The following is a 14,773-nucleotide window of genomic DNA, read 5'->3' on the forward strand; positions in this document are numbered from 1 at the left end:
CTAGCGCGGCAGGATGCGTTCTAGCAGATGTTGCGCGGCACTCTTCCCGATGGATCCCATAAAATCCACAGGCCAAGACAAAGCGCCTTCCCAGTCCAATCCAATTTTGTACGTCGCCTGCGGCGTCACGCGACCGTCCCGAGCCAATTTCGCGAGTTCGGGATCTGACAGTTGCGTCACGTCTATGTCGACCTTCTCGTCAACTCGCCGTGCATCATGCGCCCAGTCTTTAACGGACTCGACCAAAGTGGTGAGGGAGGCCAGATCTAAGAAGTGTTGGCGCAATTGATCAAGTGCCGCTTCTAACTTGTCGAAGTCAATTATCTTGCCGTCTTCCCACGTGTCTACATGGATGTCCATCGATGTGTGAGCAGCCCACTTGTTTCTTACGTAGCGTACGTACTCGACCTCAGAAGACTTATTCTGGATGGCATCTTGGCGAATTTGGTTAACCAGATCGCGAGCAGCGAGGCGCTCCTGTAGTGAGCCAGAGGTAGAGCTCTTGAGATGTCGGGTGATCAAGTCCAACGCTGTTGGGAGCGAGCTAGATCCCTCACCGGTCTGGTCGAAAATCGATGCAATGTCTAGTACAGCCTTCTGCACTACACAGATGATTAAGTGATCCGCACCTCCGCCCGCCGGTCGTTTACCGATCTTGGCGCGAGTCTCCTGCAGAGGTTCAAGTGCGCCGCGGGCGAACCCAAGGGAGTATCCAGCATTTAGCACTTGAGCGATTGCGTTCTCAATGCGCTGCCCTGGTTTCAGAGCATCAAGAGCCTGACGGAGTCCATCGTTCGTAAGAGGGCCCGTACTTGAGTCTTCTACCGGCGTCGTCTGAGGGGGCATATTGAGAACCTAGCGGATGGCGAGTCCTTTGGCTTGAAGCAAGACGGCGCAAGCGCCGTTGGTTGCCGTGGAAGAAACGGTCCCGGGCCGCTACGCGGGGCAATTAGAGCAGGGTGAGCGCGAACAACAGCGCCCAGCCGAGTAGTACGACGACGGCCAGCACGGACAGCACGACTCGCCCCCGGGTAGTCTGCGCCCAGTCCGGGACGCGCGCCTCCATGGGCGGCGGCAGTGCGGCGTCCAAGCTATTCCGGACCCACACCCGGCGGGCCATGCGGACACGACGGCCAGAGACTTTCAGGGACCGACGGAATCGGCGGAGCATCACAGGCCCCCGGGGAACAGCTGATCTTGGTCGGTGGCGGGCCGGCCTTGGTGTCCAAAGGTCCACGCCGCCACTCGGGCCAGGTCCCGGACCCGTGCCCAGTACTGGCGTGTGGTGTTGAACGGTGACCCGGTGACCTTGGCCAGCGCGTGAGCATCAACGGCGGTGACACCTCCGACTCGTTGTGCTGCGCCGAGGTACGCCGGGGCGAGTCGGCCGATCGCACTGGGCACACTGGCTACCGTTGCGACGATGGACCGCTCGTCGTCGGGAGCGCCCAGCGCGCCGCGGATGACCTGCGCCAAGGTAATGACTTCACGGGAAGCGACCCGGAGGGCATGGGCAGAGATGCCAAGGTCTGCACTGGCCGCAGTGGTGTCCCCGTCGTAGATCAGGTGCAAGCGCAGGAAGGTCTCCACCCGTCCCTCGTCCATCCCGAGCGCGTCCTGGACGAGGTGCAAGACTTCGAGCACCTGCCGGAGCTCGTCGGCAGCTTCCACGCGCCTGGTGTCGTCCTCCACGCTGCCACCGCAGTGGGAGTCTCCTCGGGCTGCGGTGATGGCTTCGAGGCTGTCAGCTTTGCCGCCGTTGCATTGGGCGCCACTGCTGGCGATCTTCCGGTAGTAATCATGGGCCCGGCGTCGGGCGACGACGCGACACAGTGTGGGCCAGTCCCCGCGGGCTGGGTCGAACCGCACGCTCTGGAGGGATAGCCAGGTGTCTTGGAGTAGGTCGTCAATGTCTTGGATGGGTCCGCCGTACTGGCGGACCATGGCCGCGACGACGGGTCGGAGGCGATCGAGGTCTACGTCCATGGTGTTCATCGGGTGGTCTCCTTCCGGATGGCCCGGGCGTTGGACTGCTCGGCGAGGTGCTGGGCGAGTCGGGAAATGCTGAAGTGTTGGTTGGCCGCCTGATCGAGGTCACGGAGGGCCAGGCTGGGTGTCCAGCAGCCCACCCCGGTCATGCCGTGCTCGGCGAGGGCTTGAACTTGGGCGTCGGTGGCGGTGATACCGGCGGCGTTCAGGGTGTGCAGCAGATCGCGGGTGCGGTGCTCCAGCGATGGGGCCGGCAGGGCCGTGACGGTGGCCAGCAGCGGGGGTTGGACGGCGGGCGGCTTCCGGGTACTCATGCCGCGGCTTCTTTCGCTTGCCAGCCGGCGAGGGCGGCTGCGGTGACGACTTGGCGGCGGACAGAGCAGCCGGGGCCGAGCTTGCCGGCTGCGCGTTCCATCAGGGCCAGGTGCTGCATTGGCCGGGCTTGAAGGAAGGCACTGGCTGCCGCGTAGGTTTCTGTGTCGATCCCGTCCACCGTCTGTGCGCCGGAGTTTTCCACAGTCGCTGGTGAGTGTGGCTGGGACTCAACCAGTTCATCCTCGCTGTATTCCTGCAGTGGTTCCTCAGTCCTCCTAGGGGGCAATGAATCATTGGGGCTCAACCCAATGGATCGTTGGGGCTGGTGGGGCAATGGATCGTTGGGGCTGAGGGGCAACGATTCGTTGGGGCTGGACTCGGGTTGCGGGTCCTGCCTGTGGACAACCGACCACGTGGTGACCGGCCTGCCGGTGGTGCCGCGTGTGACCGTGGGGACCGCCGTCTTCTTCGGATCGAGGGTCAGGGCGTACTCGGCCCGACTGCCCTGACGGGCGACGCCGTTGGGTACGACGGCGCCAGCGCGCTTGAGCTTGGCCATCACCTGGCGGAAGGACTCCGAGGCGCTGTCCGGACTGGCCTCGGGGTCCAGGCCCAGGTGCCGGGCGCAGGCCTGCCAGCCGCCGAAGTAGACCGGTGGCGTGTCGGTGTCCAGTGCAACCAGTGCCATGAAGGTCAGCAGGCGGTGGTCTCGGTGGCCCAGGTGCTTCCAGTAGTTGGAGACCAGCAGAGCGTTGGACGCACCCATCAGCGGTACTCCCGGGCTCCGCCGTTCCAGGGTGGGGGCGCGGTCACGTCGTTAGCCCCAGGATGCCCAAGGCCTCGATGACGGCGTCGAGGTCGTCCCGTAGCTCACGGGCAGCGGCGAAGCAGTGCCCACCGGTGGAGTCCTCGGGGACCACCACCTCAACGTCTGCGTCTGGCGTCCAGATCGAGTACACATCCCCGGATCGGGGGCCGTAGGCGATACGGCCGCCCGGGTCCAGGGCGAAGCCGGAGGGAGGGTCGATACACGGAAAGATGCTCGCGTTAGAATTGGTCATGGATCCTGACTCCTGAATGGTGGCTGGTTCCGAAGGGCGTTCGCGGGTCTCCCCAGACAGGTGCGAACGCCCTTCCTGCGTCTTGCGGCCTCAATTCGCGGCGCCTCTTGCGCCGGGAGTCTTCCGCCTCACGCATTGTTGGGCTCGCCGTTCAGGTAGGAATCCAACTCGGCGCGGCTAACAAGCTTCTTCCTGCCCAGCTGCAGCACACGTACGGGGAACTCCCCACGTGCGGCCAGCTCGTAGGCGGTGCTCTTACCGATGCCCAGCACGCGGCCGGCATAGGGCAGGCTGACGGTTCGCTGTTCGGGTTTTGCGGTGCTCTCAGCAGTCATCTGATCTCCGAATGTTCTAAATGGGTTCATACTGTCCGAATTGGATGTAACCGAACCTAACATGACTTGGGTACATCTGGAAGCCCTCTGAGTAACCATTTCGTTTCATGGCCTTGTAGGCTGTCCGCATGTATCGACCCACTGACGAAGAGATTGGCAGTGCCATCCTCGCTGGCCGACAGATGGCAGGCATTCTCCAAGAAGAGCTCTCGGAGCGCCTTGCCGAGATGGGATTGAACTGGTCTCGCGTCACCATTTCTAAGGTCGAACGGGGGGAGAGGTCCGTTAGGGCCAACGAGCTGCCGGCGGTGGCAGCAGCTCTAAATATGACCGTTGACGACCTGTTCGTCGCACGGGGGTCTGGGATTCAACTCAGGCTCTCGGAGGCCCTTATTCAAATGCTGAAGCTGAACGATGAGTACAAGACGGCCTCGGTCGAATATGCCCAGGCGTTCGACCGGTACCGCGAATGCGGCGATCGACTGCGCGACGCAAGGACCTCCTATGAAGCACTGAGTGTCTTGCACGATTTCTCCAATGGCGCCCTGGAGACCGAAGCGGTCTCGTGGAGCGCTGAGGCACTGCTTGACTACTGGAAGCACGAAATCAGGCCACCGTTGGACTCTGGCGATCTCTTCGCAGCACTGCCTGAATCGGTGTCTCATTCCCTTGAACAGGGCGGATTGAGCGACCTGGCGAGTGCGTTTCCATCCGTACGATTCGGTGAGGGCGATCCGGAGAGCGATCCCTTGATCGTTGAACGTCGTGGCGAGCCCCGGTCATGAAGGGACACGTCTGGAAGCGGTGCCCGTGCCAGCCGGAGGAGTTGCCGAGGGGAAGGGACGGCCGACCCCTGGCATGCAAGCGGCGTCACGGTACCTGGTCGTACAGGTTGGACGCAGGCCCGGATCCGGTCACGGGCAAGCGACGACGGCCTTCCAAGGGCGGCTACGCAACTCGGGAGGAAGCCGAAGCGGCGCTGTCGGACGCCATGACCTCGGTCGGGGCTGGCACCTGGACGGATGACCAGAGGCAGACTGTGGGGGAGTACCTGGACCGTTGGCTGTCGCGGAAAGCAGCGGGGCTGAAACCCACAACGGTGGACACGTATCGCTCGCACATCGAGCTGCATATCAGGCCGGAGCTGGGTCGGTTGAAGCTGCGTGACCTGCGCCCGGAGCACGTCTACACCATGCTCCAGGCCGTCGCGGAGGGCCGTAGCGCGGCCATGGTTCACCGGGTAAGGGCCACGCTGCGCACGGCGCTGACGGCCGCCGTTAAGGAGCGATTGCTCTCGTGGAACCCTGCCCGTGACCTAGACATGCCCCGGGAGACGCGGAAGAGGGTCGAGCCATGGACGCCGGAAGAGACCGGGGCGTTCCTGGACGCGGTGGCCGGGGACCGGCTGGCGGCGCTGTTCCATGTCGTGGCCTACCTTGGTCTGCGGCGTGGTGAGGCGTTGGGGCTGCGCTGGGATGACGTGGACCTCGTACGCCGCCGGGTCGTCATCCGTCAGCAGGTCGTGCAGATGAACCTGCAGTCGGTGGAGGCTAGCTGCCAGTACTGCGGGCAGGCGCACCCGGGGATCGGGGTCACTGAGCCTAAGACAGACGACAGCGCCGCAGTCGTGCACCTGGATGCCGGCACGGTGTCCGTCCTGCTCGCCCAACAGTTGGCGCAGGGCGAGGAGCGGGAGGCGTGGGGGAGCGCATACCAGGACCACGGGCTGGTGTTCGCCCGGGAGGACGGTACGCCGATCCGGCCGAGCTGGCTCACAGCGCGGTTTCTGGAGCTTCAAGACGGTGTGACGGTCCCGGTGGACGCGGAGGCCCCGGAAGGCTCACAGCGGCCGCTCAGGCGCGTGCGGCTGCACGATCTACGGCACGGCACTGCATCGCTGATGATCGCAGCGGGCGTGGACGTCGCCGTGGTGTCCAAGGTGCTGCGCCACTCTACGATCAAGCTCACGGTGGACACGTATGGACACCTGCTGCCGGGGGTCGGGGAGGCGGCTGCAGAGCAGCGCGCGGGCATGATTCCGCGGGCGGCGTCCCGCGCCAATGGCCACAGTTCGGCCACAAATCGGACCTAAATGCCCCCGAAGACGAAGGAAGCGGCCCCGCTCAGCGGGGCCGCTTCCCTTTATTCACGCGGATGGTAAGAGATTCGAACTCTTGGTACGGGGTTACCGCACACTGGTTTTCAAGACCAGCTCCTTAGGCCGCTCGGACAACCATCCAGAAGTGACCATCCTACGGGGCCACACATTCAGGTCGGAAACCAAGACTGGCAACCCAGAACAGCACATCACGCCAGCAACAGCGTCGCGAGCGTGGCCACCACCATGGAGTTGAAGCCGAAGCTGACGAGCACGTGGTTGCGCATCAGGGTCCGGACCCTGCGGCCGCACAGGGTGGCATCCCCCTGGCCGAGCATGGCGGAGACGAAGATGGCCAGGGAGAGGTAGTCGCCCCAGGACGGGTCCGGTGTCCCTGCGAACTCGATCCCCCCGTCCTGCGCGTTGGTCCGGGCATAGGCGAGGGTCTGGGACAGCACCAGGAGCACCCAGGAAGCCGCCACCGCCAGCACGCCCAAGATCCGCAGGGCGAGCAGCGCCCTGGCCTCGGGGATCAGCATCACGGCCACCACCATGGTCAGGGCCAGGACGGCCAGCTGCGCGGACCAGGACAGGGTGGACCCCATCCGCCACCAGCCCAGGAACCGTCCGGTGCTGCCACGGGAGACGGTCCGCAGGTCCTCGTGCAGCCGGGCGGAGGCGAGCCGCCGGTAGCGGTGCAGGGTCAGCAGGGCGTAGGCGAGGGAGTAGAGCAGCCAGAACACCATCATGAACAGCAGGGCCGCGGCGGCGGAATCCGGTGCCCGCACCCTCTCCTCCGCCTGACCCCACAGGTAGAGGGTGGGGAAGGTGATGGCGTAGGCCACAGGGAAGGCGGGGAGCAGCGCCACCCAGAGGCGGCCGTCGTCGCTGTCCAGGCAGCGTTGCCACCAGTTGCGGCGGGCGGGGCGCGGGCGTGCCGACGGGCTGGACCTCATGGGCGGTAGCCTAATAGTCAGCTGCGAATCGCCGTCGGCGGGCCGGCCGGACCGCCCGCCAGAACAGGGGAAGATCATGTCCGAGGAGCGCCTCCATCCCAGCATGCGCGTGGTCGCCTACGAGGGGGCCGGCGGCCGCGAGGTCATCTCCGTGCAGGACCGGCCCATCCCCACCCCGGGCCACGGCGAGGTGCTCATCAAGGTGGCCGCCGCCGGAATCAACCGCGCGGACCTGTTGCAGCGTGCCGGGAATTATCCCGTCCCCGAGGGCGCCTCGGACCTGCCCGGGCTGGAGGTCTCCGGCACCATCGAGGAGGCCGGGGCCGGCGTCGGGACCTGGGATTTCGGCACCCCCGTCTGTGCGCTGCTGGCCGGCGGCGGCTACGCAGAGTACGTTGCGGTCCCCGCGGGGCAGGTGGCGCCGGTGCCCGACGGCGTCTCCCTCACCGATGCGGCCGGCCTGCCGGAGGTCGCGGCCACCTGTTGGTCCAATCTGTTCATGCAGGCGGGCGTGCAGTCCGGTGACTGGGTGCTCGTGCATGGCGGGACGGGCGGGATCGGCTCGTTCGCCCTGCAGCTGCTCGCCGCTGCAGGGGCCCGGCCGATCGCCACCGCCGGCAGTGCCGAGAAGGTGGCTCGGAGTCTGGAGCTGGGGGCGGAGGCCGCCATCAACCACCGCGAGGAGGACTTCGTGGCCCGGGTGCAGGAGATCACCGGCGGCCACGGCGCGGACGTGATCCTGGACGTGATGGGCGCGAAGTACCTCGAGCCCAACGTCAAGGCCCTCGCGCGCGGCGGTCGGCTGGTGGTGATCGGCCTGCAGGGCGGCGCCACCGGTAACGTGCCGCTGAACGCGGTGATGGGCAAGAACGCCGTGGTCACCGGCACCATGCTGCGGCCGCGCCCGGTGCAGGAGAAGGCGGAGATCATGCGGCAGGTCTCCGAACACGTCTGGCCGCTGGTGGCCTCCGGCGCCATCCGCGCCACCACGGACTCGACGTTCCCGCTGGGGGAAGCCGTGCAGGCCCAGGACCGGTTCGAGGAGCCGGACCGGACGGGCAAGGTGCTGCTGGTGGCCGGGGAGGGCCATTGATGGCCGGTCCGTTCGCGCGGCGGCGGCAGGCCAAGAAGGACGAGAAGGAGTTGGGCAGCGAGCTGTGGCGGCGCAGCCATGACTGGTTCATGCGCTCGCTGGACCGCTACTGGCACGTGGTGCAGGAGGCGGAGTCCGAGGGGACCGTGCCGCGGGAGGAGCTCAACGGGCTGGTCAACGCGGGCAACGTGCTGACGGACCTGGCACCCCGCGTGCGCCAGCTGTGCGTGGACGCCCACCAGCGACACCCGGAGACCGGACTGCAGATCCCGGCGGACTACAGCGAGGTCCACCGCATCCTGTCCCGCGCCGCGAACGACCTGGCCACCACCGCCCAGGCCGCCGCGATGTTCCGGCTGGGCCAGGCCTCGCTGCAGTCGGTGGGCCGGCGCGCCGAGAAGGTGGTGGCCGCCGTGCAGGAGGCCGAGGACGCCGCCGCGGGCACGCCCGGAGCCTAGGATATGGGCAGGGACGCGGCCCGGCGGCCCCACACCGCCCGCGGAGAGGTCCACCGCCCATGCCCACCGTCGCTGCTCGCTCATCGTCCGCGGTTCACCCCGCATGGCGCCGTTCTGCGCGCGCCCTGCTGACTGGCGTGCTGGGATTGATGCTGGTTCCGCTGCTGGCCGCCGGCCTGTTCCCGACGCCGGCCCTGGCGGCTCCCGCTGCGGGTGCGGTTCCCGAGGCGGTCACCTCCGAGGCGGTCACCTCCGAGGCGGCCACGTCTGAGGCGGCCTGCCCGGCCGGCGCCTCCGGGGCCGACTTCACGGACGGCCTGGCCAGCTTCGGGAACTCCGTGGAGTGGATGGTCCGCCAGTGCGTGACCACCGGTTACGCGGACGGGACCTTCCGCGCCGGCCGCGCCATCAGCCGGGGCGAGGTCGCGGCCTTCCTCTACCGGATGTCCGGGGAGAGCTACTCCGGCGGGGCGCCGCGTGGCTTCAGCGACGTTACGGCCGGCACGGTCCACCGTGATGCCATCCTGTGGGCCACCGCCCGGGGGATCACCACCGGCTACGCGGACGGGACCTTCGAGCCGTCCGGGCAGATCACCCGCGGCGAACTGGCGGCGTTCATGCACCGCTATGCGGGCCGTCCCGCGGTCACGGTGTCCGCGCCGTTCCCGGACCTGGCTGCTCAGCAGCGCGCCTACTACTACGGCCCCGCCCACTGGATGCGCTCCCTCGGCGTGACCGGCTACCGCGACGGCGCCTTCCGGGCGGGCCGTGATGTCACCCGGGGTGAGACCACCAAGTTCCTGTACCTGGTCAACGGCGTGGTGAAGGACCGGCCGGGGCTGTCCCTGTGGACCGAGACGGCCCTGAACCTGTACGCGCGGGATGACTGGCGGACCGCCCCCGTCCTGTCCACCCTGACGCCGCAGACCCGCGTGGAATGGGTCCGGGACTCCGCCGATCTGGCCCAGGTGCGGGTCAACGGGACCACCGGCTGGGTGAACAAGGGAATGCTCACCCCGGGCCGGCCGGGAACCACCGCGAAGCCGTACCCCCGGCCAGCCTCCTTCGAGCAGCGAGTGGCCAACAACATCGCGCCGTGGTGCTGGAAGCCGGAGATCTCCGTGATCTCCGGGCAGACCTCCTTCGCCAACATGCGCTTCCGGTACCGGACCGTCGGCGGCCGGGTCCTCGTGGAGAAGGAGGAGGACCTCCAGATCACCGGGGAGATCCCGGACCCGAACCACGTCTCCTCTCGCGCCGTCCAGCTCCACGAGTGCGCGCACCTGCTGCAGTACCGGGCCTACGGGTACCTGGATGCCACCGATCGGACCGGGCAGCTGAGCGTGATGGACCGGGACCTGAACCGCGTCTACGGCAACAAGAACGGCGTGGAGCATATGGCCGACTGCATGGCGGACGTGATGGGCGCCCAGCGCGACGCGGGAGAGTACACGGTGGGCTACGGCGGGGCATGCACCCCGGCGCACCTGGCCGCCGCGCGGAAGCTGATCGCGGGGGAGCGGTTCTCCGAACCCGCCGTCCTCAACACCGTCCCGAGCCGCCGCGCTGCCCCGATCACGGGGTGGCAGGAGGTCTCCCGCCCGGAGGTGCCGGTGCGCGCCGTGGACGCCGGCTGACCGGCGAAGCCCGGCCGGGTACGGAAAAACCTCCCTGTCCGCGGCGGCGGGATCAGGGAGGTTCTCGGAGCCTCCTACCGGATTCGAACCGGTGACCAGCTCTATACGAGCATGGGCCTGTCCGATGAACCCGGCAGGCCCGGAAACCGTCGCTGTCGAAAGCTGACATCGTCAGGGCCCGGCGCATGAAGGATGAAGACATCCTGACCATGCCAGAAATCGCAGGAGCGCTGAAGGTCAGCGAATCGACGGTCCGCCGGGCCCTGCGGTCGGACGCTGCGAAGTGGAAATCTGCGTCAGCTGCGTGCTCTGACATACAGGTCAGCATCCCGGCCCCGGATCGACCGATCAGCCCAGGGCCGTTTGGTGTCTAACACCTCGGGAGAACTTCGAATCGTGCCCAAAAGTGCCGCCTGACATGCATGAAAGTCTCTTGTGCCCACCTCTGGACCGATGGGATCGTGAAAAAGTCCTCGGTAGCGAACTCGCGCGCCGGGGGCACAACAACCTGAGGGGGAAATGCGTTAGGAACCGTTCGAGGGCGACTATCGCCTCGATTTCGATGTCTGCCCTGTTGCTTGGAGGCGCCTATGCTGGCCCGGCAAATGCTGCACCGGACGATACTGCTGTATCTACAGTCCAGGCGGCGCCCAAGGCCGAGGCGGCACCGATTGAGGCGCAGCCGGGCTCACTGTTCTACGAAGTGGAGCACGCATCGAGCACGGCAAAGAAGGTTGACCTCCTGCAGGAGGCCGGCTTCACCGAGACTTCCGAGGTCCTCGACGGCTTGACCTACGAAAGGACCGAAGGCGGAATGACCCTCGGGTACGTGGTGGAGCCCCCGGTGCTCACGGGTGAGGGCAAAGGGGCAGGCACCACAGGTCGGGTCGGGTGGGACTCTACGGGCCCCTACGTGGCTGCAACCCTCAACGAGTGGAAGCAGTGGCTTTCGGAGGGAACCATCGTGGCGGGCGTCGGATGTGGGTTCATCACCCTTGCGTTCGGCGCCGCTGCCGGCGGTGTGGCCGCAGGTGTAATCGGCAGCAGGATCAACAACCTTGACACGGGAACCATCGGAAACACGTGCTTCGCCTATCGGGGGCAGTACAGTGCGTTTCTCCCATATCCGGGAGCATGCTGAATGGTGGAGGTGGACATGAAGAAGCAGGCAATCGTCCGCTGGGGGCCAGCTCTGGCTGTAGTGCTGATCGGAGTGATCGGGATCCTCAGTGGTGCAGACGCAGTTTTCCTGGGATTACTCACCGTCCTCCTTGCGACCTTGCTGGTCTCCTTGGCCTACGCCCGGCGGTGGACCATGTTCGCCTGGCTGCCACTAGTCGGCTTCGCCGTGCTGACCACTGGTCACGTCTTCGGCGACGAGCAAGTGTCGTTCGCCGGGGCTCTCATGACACTTTTTCTGTCTTTGGGGCATGCCATCTTGGAGCAGCGTCGAGAGAAGCACTCACAGCTAGCACAGAGTTGAGCTGAATCTGACTGACAGTCGGACACGCCACGGACCCGGATCGTTCACTCGGTCCGGGGCCGTGGTGTGTCGCGCCAGGTCTTGAACACCAAAACACGCCAAGCCTGAACCGACATTGAACATCCGCACCCACGTGGTCGATCCTGCTGTGGTCCCCGAACTCAGACTCGTGGGTGCTGGGAGCTCTCAGGCCAGATGTTGCGTAGTGCGGAACGGTACGCCTTGACCGTACCGGTGCTCCAACGCCTGGACTGTCCCGCCGGAAGATGAAGACTTGGGTCCTCGGCCGCCATGATGCGCGGTTTCATCCACGCCCGCAGCCATGGCCCCAGCAAAGCCATGTCCCCGCCGCTTCGCTCGACGGCCTGATCGAGCTCTTCGTCCAGCGACTGAACGGCCAGTGCCCGTTCCATGCCGCGCTAATGCCTAACGCCTCAGGGTCGCCATGCTGACGCCCAGGCGCGCGGCGACTTCGGGCCTTCCCAAGTTTGGGCCGAGCTTGGAGGGTACGTACTTCTTCTTCGCGGTCATGCGGCCACATGTGTGCGGACTTGACTCCCGATTCTGCCGCTGGCGGGTGCGCCAGCTCCCTAGCTGGGGGCAGGTGTGGCGGCAGGTGTGGGGGCAAGCGGGCATGAAAAAACCTCCCTGTAGGCAAAACGCCTAGTCAGAGAGGTATTTCAGAGCCCCCTGCCGGATTCGAACCGGCGACCTGCTCTTTACGAGGGAGCTGCTCTGGCCAGCTGAGCTAAGGAGGCATGTGCGGCTTCCCCGGGTGAACCGGTGGGTGCCACGGCTATCCATGGTAGCGGGCCGGTGCCCCGACCGGCAAAATCGACCCAGACCAGCGCGGACCGTCCGGACGTTCACAACCCACAGGTGCAGTTCACTTCACGGCCAACCCCCGGCAAGGTGCACGCGATGCAGTGGTCTGAACATGAATCGAAGCCGGTCAGCTGATCGGCCGCCATGATCGGGAGGACCGCCATGATGCCTGCCACCGCCCACTCCGGACGGGACCTGCGCTCACGGCGCCCGCTCGCGCTGGCCGTGCTGGACATGTCCGGCACCACCGTGGAGGAGGGAGGCCTGCAGGACGAGGCCTTCAGCACGGCGATCCTGCAGGAGGGGATCGAGCCCGGCGGCTCCCGCTATGACGCCATGGTCGGCTACTTCCGGGAGGCCCGGGGCACGCCCCGGCACGAGATCTTCCGCGCGATCTTCACCGAGGATCCGGTCACGGCACGCCGGGCCAACGGCTGCTTCGAGAGCACCTATGACACGCTGCTCGCCGAGCGCGGCGTCCGCCCCGTGGACGGTGCCACCGAGGCGGTCGCTGCACTGCGGGAGGCCGGGATGAAGATCGTCCTGACCACCGGCTTCGCCCGCCACACCCAGAACATGATCCTGGAGTCGCTGGGCTGGATGGGCGTCTCGGACCTGAGCCTGTGCCCCTCGGACGCGGGCCGCGGCGTGCCTTACCCGGACATGATCCTCACCGCCCTGCTCGCCCTGGACTTGGAGGACGTCCGCACGGTCATGGCCGTCGGGGACACCACCGGGGACATCCGCGCGGGCCAGCGCGCCGGCGCCGGGCTCACCGTGGGGGTGCTCACCGGATACCACGAGGAGGAGGCGTTGCGCGGGGCCGGCGCGTCCGCCGTCGTGCCCTCCATCCGGGACGTCCCGGCCCTGGTGACGGGCTGACCGGCTGGCGGGCTGAAGACCTAGCGGCTCAGCTGCACTGCAGCCCGTCCTCCGGGACCGTCCCGTCCACCAGGTAGCCGTCCACGGCGTCGCCGATGCAGTCCCCGGCGCGGCCGTAGGCGGTGTGCCCCTGGCCGTCCCAGGAGACCAGCACCCCGGACTCGAGCTGGTCGGCCAGGGCCGGCGCCCACTCATACGGGGTGGCGGGATCGCCCGCGGTCCCGATCACCACGATGGGCGCGGCGCCCGGGGCGCTGGCGGGGGCGGGCTCGTCCACCGGCTCCTCGGGCCATTCGGCGCAGTTGGCCCCGGCGTAGGCCAGGAACCGCCCGATCGTGGGGGAGGCCTCGTCCAACTGCTCCGCCTGCGCCCGCAGCGTCTCGGTGTCAGAGGGCGCCGAGGCGTCCAGGCAGTTGATGGCCGTGAAGGCGTCGTTGATGTTGGAGGAGTAGGTGCCGTCCTCGTCCCGGCCCGCGTTGAGGTCCGCGAGGTAGAGCATCACGTCCGGGTTGCCCTCCATGGCGTCGGCGACGGCCTGGGTCAGCAGCGGCCAGTTCTCGTCCGCGTACAGCGGGGTGATCAGCCCGGCCACGAAGGTGGCGGCCGGCACCTGGCGGCCGTCGGTGGAGGTCAGCGGGGAGGCCTCGACCTGGGTCAGCAGGTCGCGGACCTGCTGCACGCCGTCCTCGGCGGTCCCGGTCAGCGGGCAGTCCTGGCCGGCCAGGCAGAACTCGGCCCAGGAGGCGATCGCCTGCTCGAAGGCCTCCGCCTGGTCCAGGGTCACCCCGAACTCGTCCAGCGAGGGGTCCATGGCCCCGTCCAGCACCATGCGCCCCACATTCTGCGGGAACTGCTCGGCGTAGGAGGCCCCGAGCGCCGTGCCGTAGGAGAAGCCCAGGTAGTTCAGGGACTCGTCCCCGAGCACGCCGCGCATCAGGTCCATGTCCCGGGCGGCGGAATCGGTGTCCACGTGGCCCAGGATGTCCCCGGTGTTCTCGTCACAGGCCTGCGCGTACTCGCGGGCCGAGGCGCGGACCTCCTCGAGGCCGGCGTCCGTGGACGGATCGATGTGCTCCTCGCGGGCCGCGTCCATCTCCTCGTCGCTGAGGCAGGTCACGGGCGTGGAGCGGGACACGCCGCGGGGGTCGAAGCCGACCACCGCGTAGTGCTCCTGCACCGCCTCCGAGACCACGAAGTCGAGCGAGTCCACCACCATGTCCACGCCCGAGGCGCCGGGCCCCCCGGGGTTCAGCAGCAGGTGCTCGGCGCCGTCCCGGGCGCCTCCGGCCCGCACCAGGGAGAGCTCGATGCGCTCGCCGTCCGGGTCCGCGTAGTCCAGCGGCGCCTCGACGGTGGCGCAGTCGAAGTCCCCGGCGTCCTGCTCGCAGGACTGCCAGTCCGGTGACTGCGCATAGTAGTCCTCCAGGCCCTCGGGGACCTCGGCCGGCCCGCCCGCGGCGGCACCGGAGGCAGCGCCCGACGCCGGCCCCGGGCCCTCCGCTGCCGGCTCGCCGCCGGGCGTGCAGCCGGTGAGCACCAGGGCGGTGGCGAAGACCGCGGCGAGCGGCGCACCCAGCCGGGCCGGCCGCCGTCGTGACCGGGTCGCAGGGCGCTGGGGGGAGAGGGGTAGGGGCACGCGGT

Annotated in this window: 16 protein-coding genes and 2 tRNA genes; 8 read left to right on the plus strand and 10 right to left on the minus strand. The window is 67.4% G+C overall.

Annotation, left to right across the window (positions count from 1 at the left end; genetic code table 11):
• From RE421_RS06020 to RE421_RS06045, 6 genes are all read right to left on the minus strand, one after another.
• Window positions 1–603, minus strand: a complete 603-nt coding sequence (locus RE421_RS06020; protein ID WP_309815893.1) for a hypothetical protein — start codon at window positions 601–603, stop codon at window positions 1–3.
• A 567-nt stretch (window positions 604–1,170) separates the two neighbouring features.
• On the minus strand, window positions 1,171–1,995 hold the full coding sequence (locus RE421_RS06025; RefSeq protein WP_309815896.1) for a sigma factor: 825 nt from the start codon (window positions 1,993–1,995) through the stop codon (window positions 1,171–1,173).
• A complete protein-coding gene (locus RE421_RS06030) occupies window positions 1,992–2,303 on the minus strand; it encodes a hypothetical protein (RefSeq protein ID WP_309815899.1) in 312 nt (103 codons plus the stop codon). The genes RE421_RS06025 and RE421_RS06030 overlap by 4 nt, the downstream gene beginning before the upstream one ends.
• Window positions 2,300–3,070, minus strand: a complete 771-nt coding sequence (locus tag RE421_RS06035; RefSeq protein WP_309815902.1) for a hypothetical protein — start codon at window positions 3,068–3,070, stop codon at window positions 2,300–2,302. Before RE421_RS06035 ends, RE421_RS06030 begins: the two co-directional genes overlap by 4 nt.
• Before the next feature lie 43 nt (window positions 3,071–3,113).
• Window positions 3,114–3,365, minus strand: a complete 252-nt coding sequence (locus tag RE421_RS06040; protein ID WP_309815906.1) for a hypothetical protein — start codon at window positions 3,363–3,365, stop codon at window positions 3,114–3,116.
• Between the two features lie 128 nt (window positions 3,366–3,493).
• Window positions 3,494–3,700: a helix-turn-helix domain-containing protein gene (locus RE421_RS06045; RefSeq protein ID WP_309815909.1), complete on the minus strand. Its 207-nt coding sequence runs from the start codon at window positions 3,698–3,700 to the stop codon at window positions 3,494–3,496.
• Window positions 3,701–3,828: 128 nt separating this feature from the next.
• Between RE421_RS06045 and RE421_RS06050 the strand changes: the two genes are divergently transcribed.
• On the plus strand, window positions 3,829–4,485 hold the full coding sequence (locus tag RE421_RS06050) for a helix-turn-helix transcriptional regulator (RefSeq protein ID WP_309815913.1): 657 nt from the start codon (window positions 3,829–3,831) through the stop codon (window positions 4,483–4,485).
• A complete protein-coding gene (locus tag RE421_RS06055; RefSeq protein WP_309815916.1) occupies window positions 4,482–5,792 on the plus strand; it encodes a tyrosine-type recombinase/integrase in 1,311 nt (436 codons plus the stop codon). The genes RE421_RS06050 and RE421_RS06055 overlap by 4 nt, the downstream gene beginning before the upstream one ends.
• A 59-nt stretch (window positions 5,793–5,851) precedes the next feature.
• On the opposite strand, the gene RE421_RS06060 is transcribed toward RE421_RS06055, so the two are convergent.
• Window positions 5,852–5,939: transfer RNA gene (locus RE421_RS06060), tRNA-Ser, on the minus strand.
• Window positions 5,940–6,007: 68 nt separating this feature from the next.
• Complete coding sequence (locus tag RE421_RS06065) at window positions 6,008–6,754, minus strand: DUF1345 domain-containing protein (protein WP_309815920.1); 747 nt, start codon at window positions 6,752–6,754, stop codon at window positions 6,008–6,010.
• 103 nt (window positions 6,755–6,857) lie between these two features.
• On the opposite strand from RE421_RS06065, the gene RE421_RS06070 reads away from it, so the two are divergent.
• The 5 genes from RE421_RS06070 to RE421_RS06090 all read left to right on the plus strand — a co-directional run bounded on the left by RE421_RS06070 (window position 6,858) and on the right by RE421_RS06090 (window position 11,425).
• Complete coding sequence (locus tag RE421_RS06070) at window positions 6,858–7,847, plus strand: NAD(P)H-quinone oxidoreductase (RefSeq protein ID WP_396134634.1); 990 nt, start codon at window positions 6,858–6,860, stop codon at window positions 7,845–7,847.
• On the plus strand, window positions 7,847–8,305 hold the full coding sequence (locus RE421_RS06075; RefSeq protein WP_309815926.1) for a hypothetical protein: 459 nt from the start codon (window positions 7,847–7,849) through the stop codon (window positions 8,303–8,305). The genes RE421_RS06070 and RE421_RS06075 overlap by 1 nt, the downstream gene beginning before the upstream one ends.
• A 137-nt stretch (window positions 8,306–8,442) precedes the next feature.
• A complete protein-coding gene (locus tag RE421_RS06080) occupies window positions 8,443–9,942 on the plus strand; it encodes an S-layer homology domain-containing protein (protein WP_309815929.1) in 1,500 nt (499 codons plus the stop codon).
• Between the two features lie 562 nt (window positions 9,943–10,504).
• On the plus strand, window positions 10,505–11,083 hold the full coding sequence (locus tag RE421_RS06085) for a hypothetical protein (RefSeq protein WP_309815932.1): 579 nt from the start codon (window positions 10,505–10,507) through the stop codon (window positions 11,081–11,083).
• A gap of 15 nt (window positions 11,084–11,098) precedes the next feature.
• Entirely contained in the window at window positions 11,099–11,425 is a 327-nt protein-coding gene (locus tag RE421_RS06090) for a hypothetical protein (RefSeq protein ID WP_309815935.1), read from the plus strand.
• Between the two features lie 684 nt (window positions 11,426–12,109).
• On the opposite strand, the gene RE421_RS06095 is transcribed toward RE421_RS06090, so the two are convergent.
• A tRNA-Thr gene (locus RE421_RS06095) sits at window positions 12,110–12,183 on the minus strand.
• 229 nt (window positions 12,184–12,412) lie between these two features.
• Between RE421_RS06095 and RE421_RS06100 the strand changes: the two genes are divergently transcribed.
• Window positions 12,413–13,132 carry an HAD family hydrolase gene (locus RE421_RS06100; protein ID WP_309815938.1) on the plus strand — a complete coding sequence of 240 codons (720 nt, stop codon included), beginning with the start codon at window positions 12,413–12,415 and terminating at the stop codon, window positions 13,130–13,132.
• Window positions 13,133–13,160: 28 nt separating this feature from the next.
• Here the strand turns inward: RE421_RS06100 and RE421_RS06105 are convergent, their stop codons facing one another.
• Window positions 13,161–14,768, minus strand: coding sequence for an alpha/beta hydrolase (locus tag RE421_RS06105; protein WP_309815940.1), 1,608 nt, complete (start codon window positions 14,766–14,768; stop codon window positions 13,161–13,163).
• Between the last annotated feature and the right edge of the window lie 5 nt (window positions 14,769–14,773).

The organism is Citricoccus sp. I39-566, from assembly GCF_031432995.1.
Lineage (GTDB): Bacteria > Actinomycetota > Actinomycetes > Actinomycetales > Micrococcaceae > Citricoccus > Citricoccus nitrophenolicus_A.

Excerpts from the sequence above, each read along its gene's own strand:
- RE421_RS06035 (WP_309815902.1), bottom strand. The coding sequence starts at position 3,070 with ATGGGTGCGTCCAACGCTCTGCTGGTCTCCAACTACTGGAAGCACCTG.
- RE421_RS06075 (WP_309815926.1), top strand. The coding sequence starts at position 7,847 with ATGGCCGGTCCGTTCGCGCGGCGGCGGCAGGCCAAGAAGGACGAGAAG.
- RE421_RS06055 (WP_309815916.1), top strand. The coding sequence starts at position 4,482 with ATGAAGGGACACGTCTGGAAGCGGTGCCCGTGCCAGCCGGAGGAGTTG.
- RE421_RS06040 (WP_309815906.1), bottom strand. The coding sequence starts at position 3,365 with ATGACCAATTCTAACGCGAGCATCTTTCCGTGTATCGACCCTCCCTCC.
- RE421_RS06050 (WP_309815913.1), top strand. The coding sequence starts at position 3,829 with ATGTATCGACCCACTGACGAAGAGATTGGCAGTGCCATCCTCGCTGGC.
- RE421_RS06090 (WP_309815935.1), top strand. The coding sequence starts at position 11,099 with ATGAAGAAGCAGGCAATCGTCCGCTGGGGGCCAGCTCTGGCTGTAGTG.
- RE421_RS06100 (WP_309815938.1), top strand. The coding sequence starts at position 12,413 with ATGATGCCTGCCACCGCCCACTCCGGACGGGACCTGCGCTCACGGCGC.
- RE421_RS06025 (WP_309815896.1), bottom strand. The coding sequence starts at position 1,995 with ATGAACACCATGGACGTAGACCTCGATCGCCTCCGACCCGTCGTCGCG.
- RE421_RS06070 (WP_396134634.1), top strand. The coding sequence starts at position 6,858 with ATGCGCGTGGTCGCCTACGAGGGGGCCGGCGGCCGCGAGGTCATCTCC.
- RE421_RS06030 (WP_309815899.1), bottom strand. The coding sequence starts at position 2,303 with ATGAGTACCCGGAAGCCGCCCGCCGTCCAACCCCCGCTGCTGGCCACC.
- RE421_RS06065 (WP_309815920.1), bottom strand. The coding sequence starts at position 6,754 with ATGAGGTCCAGCCCGTCGGCACGCCCGCGCCCCGCCCGCCGCAACTGG.
- RE421_RS06085 (WP_309815932.1), top strand. The coding sequence starts at position 10,505 with ATGTCTGCCCTGTTGCTTGGAGGCGCCTATGCTGGCCCGGCAAATGCT.
- RE421_RS06045 (WP_309815909.1), bottom strand. The coding sequence starts at position 3,700 with ATGACTGCTGAGAGCACCGCAAAACCCGAACAGCGAACCGTCAGCCTG.